The organism is Bacillus sp. 179-C3.3 HS (genome assembly GCF_047229225.1).
Taxonomy (GTDB): Bacteria; Bacillota; Bacilli; order Bacillales; family Bacillaceae; genus Bacillus.
Map to the genome: position 1 here is coordinate 1 of NZ_JBFEFT010000040.1, position 10,660 is coordinate 10,660.

Here is a 10,660-nt window from a genome sequence, read left to right on the forward strand (position 1 = left end):
TTTCCTAATAGAGTGGATGAGAGGCTGAAAAAGGCACTTGTGAAAAGAGGCGTAAATGAATTATACATTCATCAAAACGAAGCCTTTGAGCGGGTGATGGATGGCGAGCATGTCGTGGCTGTCACACCTACAGCATCTGGGAAAACGCTTTGCTATAATTTGCCTGTCCTTCAATCAATCGCAGAAGATCAAACAAACCGCTCTCTTTATTTATTTCCAACCAAAGCGCTCGCGCAGGATCAAAAAAGTGAGCTGAACGATATCATCCATGAAATGGATATTCCCATTCATAGTGAGACATACGATGGAGACACATCACCAGCCATTCGGCAACGAGTGAGACAGGCAGGGCATATTGTGATCACAAATCCAGATATGTTGCATTCCGCCATTTTACCTCACCATACGAAATGGGTTCATTTATTTGAGAATTTAAAGTTTATTGTCATTGATGAACTTCATACATATCGAGGGGTGTTTGGTAGTCATGTCGCCAATGTCATCCGCAGGTTGAAACGAATTTGCGCTTTTTACGGGAGTGACCCGATTTTTATTTGTACATCTGCCACAATTGCAAATCCAAAAGAGCTGGCAGAACAGCTGACCGGGAGTAAAGTGCACCTCATAGAACGTAACGGGGCGCCTAGCGGTAAAAAGAATTTTGTGTTTTATAACCCACCAGTTGTGAATCAGCCATTAAATATTAGACAAAGTGCGGCGACTGTTGTCAATCAACTAGCAAAAACATTTTTGAAAGAAAAGATCCAAACGATCGTCTTTGCGAGAAGCAGAGTGAGAGTGGAAGTGATATTAAGTCATATTCAAGAACTAGTCAAAAAAGAGATCGGTCCAAAGTCGATCCGGGGGTATCGAGGCGGGTATTTGCCAAAGCAGCGCCGTGAGATTGAAAAGGGACTAAGGGAAGGGGATATCCTAGGTGTGGTGAGCACGAATGCGCTTGAACTAGGTGTGGATATTGGCCAGTTAAAGGTCTGTATCATGACAGGATACCCAGGTAGTGTCGCAAGTACATGGCAACAAGCAGGACGTGCTGGAAGACGGCACGAGGAAGCGTTAATCATCATGGTCGCAAGCTCGTCACCGCTAGATCAATATATTGTTAGACATCCAGAGTACTTCTTTGATAGACCGCCTGAATCGGCGAGGATTAATCCTGAAAACCTCATTATCTTAGTCGATCACCTCAAATGTGCTTCGTATGAACTCCCATTTCGAGAAGATGAACCATTTGGCGACATGGACATTGAAGAGATTTTGCAATATTTACATGAAGAAGGTGTTCTTCATTTCAGCGGGAAGCGGTATTATTGGTCAGATCAATCCTTTCCGGCACACGGTATTAGCTTGCGATCGGCAAGCCAAGAAAACGTCGTCATTGTGGATCAGTCAGATGTGGCCAATGTTCGGATTATTGGAGAGATGGATCGCTTTAGTGCGATGACTTTATTGCATAACGAAGCCATTTATTTACATGAAGGAATACAATACCAAGTGGAAAAGCTAGATTACGAGCATCGAAAAGCATATGTGAAACAAGTCGATGTAGAATACTATACAGATGCCAATTTAGCTGTCCAATTAAAAGTACTTGAAATTGATCAAACAACGGAGAAGGAAGCAGTATCTGTTCACTATGGTGATGTGACAGTAAACATGATGCCCACCATTTTCAAAAAAATCCGTTTATCCAGTGGTGAAAATATCGGATCCGGTCCGATTCACTTACCTGAAGAAGAAATTCATACAAGTGCGGCATGGTTTGAACTACATCAAGCAGATGGCCGATTTGAAGAAAAAACCCTTGAGCAATTGCTACTCGGCATTGCAAATGTTCTTCAGCATATTGTACCAGCGTTTGTTATGTGTGATCGCTCAGATATACATGTTGTTTCACAAATTAAAGCAGCACATACAGGAAAGCCGACCGTATTTTTATATGATCACTATCCTGGTGGAATTGGCTTAAGCAAAGAAGTTCAAGCACGATTTGAAGACATTGCCCATGCAGCCATCCAGCTAATTGAACGTTGCCTGTGTGAAAATGGGTGTCCATCTTGTATTGGGATGGAAATGAAAGAAATCAACGGTAAAGACAATATCGTCGCATTAATGTCGGTATTTTAAAGGGAAGGAGGTACATACCCACTCATGTCTTTAAAAGGAAAATTAAACCGAATGAAAAAGCATCTATCGCACACTCATTCAGAAGGAAAGCATCATGGAACGAAAGTGTCACAAACCCAACAAACAAAAGACATACCATTTTTAAAAGAGTGGGAGCAACTAGGGGCAGTTCCTTACTATTTTGAAGATGCCTATTGTCTGATTCGAGAAGTAACGTACGAGCTGGATGATCAGCATGGGATCTATTCATTTTCAGAATTACCAAACATTGTGTCTGCGTGGAATAAAAGTGACATTCAGCATTCACTTTCAGCTAAAGGATATAAACCGCATGAATTGTTTTTCTTTGATACAGAAACAACCGGCTTATCTGGAGGTACGGGAAATATGATCTTTTTGTTAGGGCATGCCCGTGTTTTTGCAGATAAAGTCGTGGTCAAACAACATCTTCTAACAAACCCTGGTCATGAAGTCGCGCTTTATAAAAGTTTTCTCGATGAAGTGGATGTTGAATCACTTGTGACATATAATGGAAAATCATTCGATTGGCCACAAGTGAAGACGCGGCATACGTTATTACGGGATCAAATCCCCTCACTTCCTGAGTTCGGTCATTTTGACCTGCTTCATGGGGCAAGGAGATTATGGAAGCATAAATATGAACGAATGTCCCTTTCCGTTGTAGAAAAAGAAGAGCTTCACGTAAATCGTCATGGGGATACGCCGGGGTTTTTAGCACCAATGATTTATTTTCATTTCCTAAAGGAACAAAACCCTAAGCTGATTGAAGGGATATTGACACATAATGAAGGAGATGTCCTTTCTTTAATCAGTCTATACATTCATTTATCCAAAAAAATATTATCAGCAGATGCATTGGTTGAAAACGATGAGAAATACGCACTCGCCCGTTGGCATCTTGCCCATCGTGATATAGAGGAGGCAACAAAGCATTTGCAAGATTTAAAAGGCGCTGACTTTGTGCAAGTGAATCAAGCATCTTTTGATTTGTCCTTATTGTATAAAAAAACGAATCGTTTGGATGAAGCTGTTCGAATATGGAGAGAGCTGTTTGAATCAAATGAATTACACTTAACGTTAAAAGCAGGAGTAGAGCTAGCAAAGTATGAAGAGCATCGCCAAAAAGATGCCAAATCAGCCCTTCAGATTGTCCAAACCTTATTATCACTTTCAACTTTAAGTGAACGAGAGATTGAATTGCTTGAAAAACGAAAAAAACGCCTCATGAGAAAAGCAGGGCAATAAAATTATTGCCTGGGAAAGCGCATAAAATGACAACGTTCGGCTAACGGCTAAAAATAAAAATTGTTTATCACTTTTATTGTAGAAAAGTCACGAATCCTGTAGAATAGCGTTAGATAATAAATGAGGAGCGTCGTGTATGTATAAGGGTCTTTTTTACTTGTTTTTTCTTGTTGTCATTTTAATTGCCTTTGTGTTTTCTAATTATAAAGATGTTTTTCTCGCAAACTTTTAAAATAGGTTAATGCATTAGTACATGTACACCTCATGATTCATACATTGATAATGTAAGAAAATCAAGGAGAGGGGAATGCTACATGTACCATCATCATTGCAAGCCGAATGTGACACAGCCAATTGTTCATCCAACAAATCATTGCTGTACACACACCGAAGCAACAACCATTGTGCCACACATCCACCCGCAGCATTTAACAAATGTCCATCACCAAAATTTCCAACATGTTCACTACTTCCCGCAAACGTTTTCTCAGGTGAATGCGGCAACACATCAACACTTTGCCTGCGGTGGACCTGGCTGTAACATGTAAGGTGAAATGGGACTTTTATAAGTCCCTTTTTTTAAAAGTAGGTGAAATTTATGAAAATTATTGCTGTTACAGGGTACAAGCCATTCGAGCTTGGGATATTCAAACAAGATGAGCCTGCACTTCAATACATAAAAGCGGAGCTTCAGAAAAGGCTGACATCACTCATCGAAGATGGCCTCGAATGGGTCCTGATATCAGGTCAGCTAGGTGCAGAAATCTGGACAGCTGAAGTAGTGTTTGAGCTTCAAGAAGAGTATCCAGATTTAAAACTTGCTGTCATTACGCCATTTTATGAACAAGAAGAGCGCTGGAACGAGCAAAATAAAGAGCTGTATGAAGGAATTCTTGCACAAGCTGATTTTGTAGAAAGTGTCACACATCGACCGTATGAAAGTCCAGCACAATTTAAACAGAAAAATCGCTTTTTTATCGAAAAAACAGATGGTCTCCTCGTTTTATATGATCCTGAACATGAAGGCTCACCGAAATACATGATTAAAGAGGCTGAGACCTATCCAGATTATCCGATTATGTACATTACGATGGATGATTTAAGGGCACAGGTTGAAGCAGAAGATCCTTTTTTTGAATAAAAGCAAGAGAAAATTTGACAACGTCACGTATTTCTGAAAAAATATACTATGAATTCACGATATGAGGTGAAAAAGATGCTTGCTGATAAAGTAAAGCTTTCTGCGAAAGAAATTTTGGAAAAAGAATTTAAAACAGGTGTCAGAGGGTATAAACAAGAAGAAGTCGATAAATTTTTAGATATGGTCATTAAAGATTATGAGACCTTCCATCAAGAAATTGAGAAACTTCAACAAGAAAACCTTCACTTGACAAAACAGCTTGAAGAAGCCGTTGAACAAGGGAAAAGGCAACCTGCCCAATCCAATACAACAAACTTTGATATTTTAAAACGACTATCTAACCTTGAAAAACATGTATTCGGTAGTAAACTGTATGACTGATTCAAAAACACTTGTGTTCGCACACATTGTCGTTTATAATAACGCTTGGTGATTAACGTTCGGGTAATCGCTGTAATGCTTTTGACATTGCAGAGGAAAGTCCATGCTCGCACGGTGCTGAGATGCCCGTAGTGTTCGTGCCTGGCGAAAAAATAAGCCAGGGCAGCCTGGGAAAGGCTGACGGCAGGAAAAATGCCTACGTCCTTTAGGATATGGCAAAGTATCCTTGAAAGTGCCACAGTGACGAAGTCTCACTAGAAATGGTGAGAGTGGAACGCGGTAAACCCCTCGAGCGAGAAACCCAAACTTGGTAGGGGAACTTTCTCAAAGGAACCAAACGGAGAGAAGGACAGAGAATTCTGTAGATAGATGATTACCACCTGAGTACGAGGCATTCGCCGTTTGCAGTACAATGGAACAAAACATGGCTTACAGAACGTTACATCCGTTATGATAAACATCATGAAATCAAAGCTCTCCTTTTATCATGAAGGAGAGCTTTTAACTTGAATAAGTAAGAGACAGGTGATAAATAGATGAAAACCTATACACTTATCGCGACAGCTCCAATGGGAATTGAAGCAATTGTTGCAAAAGAAGTAAGAGACCTCGGCTATGAATGCACAGTAGATAATGGAAAAGTGATCTTTCAAGGCGATGCTCTTGCCATTTGCCGTGCCAACTTATGGTTACGTACAGCAGATCGTATAAAGGTACAAGTCGCTGAATTTTCCGCGAAAACATTTGATGAGCTCTTTGAACAAACAAAAGCCATCGACTGGGCTGCTTTCTTGCCGAAAAATAGTACGTTTCCTGTCATTGGTAAGTCTGTTAAATCACAGCTTGCGAGTGTACCGGATTGTCAGCGGATCGTTAAAAAGGCGATTGCACAAAAGCTTAGATCGTCTTATCACATTCAGTCTGAGTGGCTTGATGAAACAGGACCAGAATATAAAATAGAGGTTGCTCTATTAAAAGATCGTGCCGTTCTCACACTTGATACATCTGGTGTAGGTCTTCATAAACGTGGATACCGCATGGATCAGGGCGGAGCACCGATTAAAGAAACGCTCGCTGCTGCGCTCGTGTTATTGACCAATTGGACACCTGATCGTCCGTTTGTTGACCCATTTTGCGGGTCAGGAACAATTGCCATTGAAGCAGCCTTAATAGGACAAAACATTGCACCTGGATTCAACCGTGAGTTTGCATCAGAAGCATGGGAGTGGATTGGTGAGGACGTTTGGAACAAAGCCCGTCTGGAAGTCGAAGAAAAGGCGAACTATGATCAACCACTTACAATTATTGCGAGTGATATAGACCACCGCATGGTCGACATCGCAAAAATGAATGCAGAAGAAGCTGGACTAAGTGAACTGATTCAATTTAAGCAAATGCAAGTAAGAGACTTTCAAACAAAAGAAGCGTACGGTGTGATTGTTGGAAACCCGCCATACGGAGAACGACTTAGTGACAAACAAGCGGTTGAGAAGATGTATCGAGAAATGGGAAATGCCCTGAAAGAGCTCGATACATGGTCCATTTATATCTTGACGTCACATGAACAATTTGAAGAATGCTTCGGTAGAAAAGCGACGAAAAAACGCAAACTATTTAACGGCTTTATTAAAACAGATTATTATCAATATTGGGGAAAACGCCCACCTAAAACGCCGAGAACTGAATCTTAAAAAAGTCACACCTGAGTGGGTGTGGCTTTTTTTTATATCATCAGGTATAAACCTTTGCAGGACGGAATAAACTGAACTTGATTTTAAAAAAAGAGGTGTACTATGATTCAATATGATCAATTTCAGTTAATTCAAAAAGCATTGGCCGCAACAGCACAAAAATTAAAGGGACAAGAAAATGGACAATCTGCTCAGCTGACGGAAGCAATACAAGACTTAGCACTCGCCAAGGCTTACATAGAGCGTTCCGAACATGTATTTTTCATGAAAGAAAGCGATCATCATCGATTGCGTTCATAAAAAAGATTGTGTTTCCCCTGCATCAATGTTACTATTGAATGTCTGAATAGATTCAAAAGTTGGGGGTTGAAGCAGGTGAAAGCATCTCGTTTGCCTTTTTCATTAACAAAAGAACACAATTTTTACGAGGAACTGGGCAACTGGATAGGTGATGTGTTTTACGACATTTTACCAGAGAAGGGCTTTGATCTTCGAGATGAACAAATCTTCATGGCTTTTCAGTTAGAAAGAGCCTTTAAAGAAAAAAGTGTCATGTTTGCCGAAGCCGGGGTAGGGACAGGCAAAACCATCGTATATTTATTATTTGCTGTCACATATGCAAGGTATACAGGGAAACCTGCGGTCATTGCATGTGCAGATGAAACGCTGATTGAGCAGCTCGTTAAACAAGAAGGTGATATCTATAAAATTGCCAATCACCTTGATATTCAAATAGATGCGAGATTGAGTAAATCGCATGATCAATATTTATGTATGAAGAAACTAGAGAAAACGATGCAGCGTGAAGATGATGAAAAGTGGCTTGATATTTATGAATCACTTCCTTCATTTGTTCATGAATCGCATGGGATGCAGACTTTTTATCCGTATGGGGATAGAAAAGAGTATCCAGAGCTATCAAACGATGAATGGTCACGAATCGGCTATGACTCGTTTCAGGACTGTCTCACTTGTGACATGCGTCACCGTTGCGGCCTGAATTTATCGAGAGATCATTATCGTAAGGCAACAGACTTGATTATATGCTCTCATGACTTTTATATGGAACATGTATGGACAAAGGAATCCCGCAAACGTGAAGGGCAGCTTCCTTTACTACCTGAACATAGTTCTGTTGTATTTGATGAAGGGCATCTACTTGAGTTTGCCGCACAAAAAGCACTCACATACCGAGTAAAGCAATCAATGCTAGAAACATTTTTAGAGCGCCTTTTACAAAACGACATTCGTGAGGAATTCGCTGAACTCGTTGAAGATGCGCTCGCAACGAACGATCAATTCTTTTACCTTTTAAAGACTCACGCCAAAGAAGTCAAAGGCTCGCATCGTCTGGAAATTGGTCGCATGGAAGAAGTCAAACGTTCAGCAAGTGAATTGTGTGACCTACTTGAAAAAATCGGCGAAGCACTCGTATTTGAATCTGAAATGTATACAATTGATCAATATGAGTTATCTGTTGTTGAAGAATATATTGAACAAATGGCATATTCTCTGTCGCTTTATCAAAAGAACGCCATTAGCTGGCTTGAAAAACAGGAATTAGACACGACTTTTGTTGTGATGCCGAAAACAGTGGCAGAGGTGCTTGGTGAAAAAGTATTCTCGCAAAAAATTCCTTCTATTTTCTCTTCTGCGACATTGTCTGAAAATGAATCCTTTGATTATTTAGCAGAAAGTCTCGGAATAAAAGACTATTTATCAATGAGTGTAGCTTCTCCCTATGATTATGATACGCAAATGCAAATTTATTTCCATGGGATTCAACAACCCGTGTCTACTGTGGAAGTAAAAGCGCAACAAGTGATCACTCAATTGAAAGAAAATGGAGGACGATCTTTGATCCTCTTCCCATCCTTTGATGACCTTCATGCATTTAGAGAGCAAATCAATGAAGAGTTGCCTTTCAAAATGTATGTTGAGGGCGATGAAGAGATTAGCACGATTGTGCAGAAGTTTCAAGCTGATGAGACTTCGGTGTTATGTTCTGTACATTTGTGGGAAGGTTTAGATATACCAGGTCAATCACTCACAAATGTCGTCATTTGGGGACTTCCTTATCCGCCGCACGATCCAGTATTTGACGCGAAACGCAATGAAGCGAAGGATGCACATGCTGAAGTGGACCTTCCTTATATGCTGCTTCGTTTAAGACAAGGAATTGGGAGATTGATCCGGACAAGTCAGGATGCCGGAAGCATTCATGTATACTTTGATCGTCAGGAAGATACCGCGCTTCAGAGTAAAATTGAATCCATCCTGCCTGTGAAACCTGTCATCTGTTCATAATAGAAAGAACCTTTTGGAAAGGAGGAGACCGCTTTGGCTTCTCCTCTTTTTCATTGACAAATGAACATCCATTGAAGTAGCCTTGAAACGTACTGACATATTTTTGATGGGGGGAACACACACATGAGTCTTGAATCAACAGAGAAAGCATTTTATCAATTACTTGGAAAAATCGCTCATTACACTGAAGCGCTCCATTTACTTTATTGGGACTCCAGAACACAGGCGCCTAAAAAAAGTGCTGATTTCAGAGCTGAAACGATCGGTCAATTATCGAGTGATATTTTTAATATGAAAACATCTGATGAAATGAGAGATCTGCTCCACGCATTATCTCAACAGCAAGATAAGTTATCAAAAGATACACAAAAAGCGCTCGAATTGTCACAAAAAGAGTACGATGAAAACAGCAAAATACCGAAAGAGGAATTCAAAGAATACTCCGTTCTACAATCAAAAGCAGAACATGTCTGGGTAGAAGCAAGAGAAAAATCAGATTTCTCCTTATTTGCTCCGTATTTAAAACAACTCATTGAGTTTAATAAGCGATTTATTCAATATTGGGGCGTGAAAAAAACACCATATGATGTGCTCCTAAATAACTATGAGCCTGATATGACTGTTGAGCAGCTTGATGAAAAATTTGGTGCTCTCCGCGATGCCATTGTCCCTCTTGTGAAACAGATTGAAGCCTCTCCAAATAAACCGGATACGTCATTTTTATCGAAAAGCTTCCCAATCGAAAAGCAAAAAGAACTAAGTCGCTTTTTCTTAAAAGAGCTAGGATATGATTTCGATGCAGGTCGACTTGATACAACCGTCCACCCATTTGCTGTGACATTAAGCAGGGGAGATGTCCGTGTGACAACACGTTATGATGAACATGATTTTCGCATGTCTCTTTTTGGCACAATCCATGAGTGTGGTCATGCCATCTATGAACAGAATATAGATGAAGCATTAAGCGGGACACTATTATGTGATGGGACATCGATGGGAATCCATGAGTCACAATCACTATTTTTTGAGAACTTTATCGGAAGACACGAGAATTTCTGGAAAACGTATTATCAAAAGCTGCAAGAAGCTTCACCTGAACAGTTTAAAGATGTGTCATTAGAAGATTTTGTGCATGCTGTAAATGAATCAAAACCAACTTATATTCGGATCGAAGCAGATGAACTCACATATCCGCTACATATCATCATTCGCTATGAAATTGAAAAAGCTATTTTTAATGAAGAAGTAGCTGTTGAAGACCTACCTGCACTTTGGAATGAAAAATACAAAGCCTATCTTGGTATTACTCCTCCAAACGATGCACTTGGCATTTTACAAGATGTCCATTGGTCTGATGGAAGCTTTGGTTATTTCCCATCATATGCCCTCGGTTATATGTATGCGGCGCAATTAAAGCACCAAATGCTCAAAGATCTACCGAATTTTGATGAACTGATTCAAAAGGGCACTTTTGCACCGATAAAAGATTGGCTCACTGAACATGTCCACCAGCATGGAAAACGGAAAAAGCCTTCTGAAATCATTCAAGATGCCACTGGTGAAGAGTTAAATGTTCAATATTTAATTGATTATGTAATTGAAAAATATACAAAACTCTATTTATCGTAATTGAAAAAGCTCCCTTTGATGAGGGGACTGACCCCATAAGATGAGACAAATAAAAAACACCTTCAAGTTTGAAAACGGATCGTTGTGATCCGAAATAAAA

The 10,660-nt window shown here is 40.0% G+C and carries 9 protein-coding genes and 1 other RNA gene; all 10 read left to right on the forward strand.

Features of this window, described 5'->3' with window-relative positions:
- Nucleotides 1–2,145: DEAD/DEAH box helicase (locus AB1K80_RS16975; RefSeq protein ID WP_412858101.1), on the forward strand; the 2,145-nt coding region annotated here is incomplete at its 5' end.
- A 24-nt stretch (nt 2,146–2,169) separates the two neighbouring features.
- Complete coding sequence (locus tag AB1K80_RS16980; protein WP_412858102.1) at nt 2,170–3,411, forward strand: ribonuclease H-like domain-containing protein; 1,242 nt, start codon at nt 2,170–2,172, stop codon at nt 3,409–3,411.
- Between the two features lie 314 nt (nt 3,412–3,725).
- Nucleotides 3,726–3,959 (forward strand): CotD family spore coat protein, encoded by a 234-nt coding sequence (locus AB1K80_RS16985; RefSeq protein WP_412858103.1) that lies wholly within the window; start codon nt 3,726–3,728, stop codon nt 3,957–3,959.
- A gap of 50 nt (nt 3,960–4,009) precedes the next feature.
- Nucleotides 4,010–4,552, forward strand: coding sequence for a DUF1273 domain-containing protein (locus tag AB1K80_RS16990; RefSeq protein ID WP_412858104.1), 543 nt, complete (start codon nt 4,010–4,012; stop codon nt 4,550–4,552).
- A gap of 75 nt (nt 4,553–4,627) precedes the next feature.
- Entirely contained in the window at nt 4,628–4,933 is a 306-nt protein-coding gene (gpsB, locus tag AB1K80_RS16995) for a cell division regulator GpsB (protein WP_008356836.1), read from the forward strand.
- A gap of 55 nt (nt 4,934–4,988) precedes the next feature.
- An RNA gene (gene rnpB / locus AB1K80_RS17000) (RNase P RNA component class B) lies at nt 4,989–5,370 on the forward strand.
- Nucleotides 5,371–5,469: 99 nt separating this feature from the next.
- Complete coding sequence (locus tag AB1K80_RS17005) at nt 5,470–6,624, forward strand: THUMP domain-containing class I SAM-dependent RNA methyltransferase (protein WP_412858106.1); 1,155 nt, start codon at nt 5,470–5,472, stop codon at nt 6,622–6,624.
- Nucleotides 6,625–6,726: 102 nt separating this feature from the next.
- Nucleotides 6,727–6,924, forward strand: coding sequence for a hypothetical protein (locus AB1K80_RS17010; protein ID WP_412858108.1), 198 nt, complete (start codon nt 6,727–6,729; stop codon nt 6,922–6,924).
- A 75-nt stretch (nt 6,925–6,999) separates the two neighbouring features.
- Entirely contained in the window at nt 7,000–8,931 is a 1,932-nt protein-coding gene (locus AB1K80_RS17015) for an ATP-dependent DNA helicase (RefSeq protein ID WP_412858110.1), read from the forward strand.
- A 123-nt stretch (nt 8,932–9,054) separates the two neighbouring features.
- Nucleotides 9,055–10,560 (forward strand): carboxypeptidase M32, encoded by a 1,506-nt coding sequence (locus tag AB1K80_RS17020; protein WP_412858112.1) that lies wholly within the window; start codon nt 9,055–9,057, stop codon nt 10,558–10,560.
- Nucleotides 10,561–10,660 lie beyond the last annotated feature (100 nt).

Coding starts and splice junctions, on each gene's coding strand:
- AB1K80_RS16985 (WP_412858103.1), top strand. CDS start 3,726: ATGTACCATCATCATTGCAAGCCGAATGTGACACAGCCAATTGTTCAT.
- AB1K80_RS16990 (WP_412858104.1), top strand. CDS start 4,010: ATGAAAATTATTGCTGTTACAGGGTACAAGCCATTCGAGCTTGGGATA.
- AB1K80_RS17005 (WP_412858106.1), top strand. CDS start 5,470: ATGAAAACCTATACACTTATCGCGACAGCTCCAATGGGAATTGAAGCA.
- gpsB (WP_008356836.1), top strand. CDS start 4,628: ATGCTTGCTGATAAAGTAAAGCTTTCTGCGAAAGAAATTTTGGAAAAA.
- AB1K80_RS16980 (WP_412858102.1), top strand. CDS start 2,170: ATGTCTTTAAAAGGAAAATTAAACCGAATGAAAAAGCATCTATCGCAC.
- AB1K80_RS17020 (WP_412858112.1), top strand. CDS start 9,055: ATGAGTCTTGAATCAACAGAGAAAGCATTTTATCAATTACTTGGAAAA.
- AB1K80_RS17010 (WP_412858108.1), top strand. CDS start 6,727: ATGATTCAATATGATCAATTTCAGTTAATTCAAAAAGCATTGGCCGCA.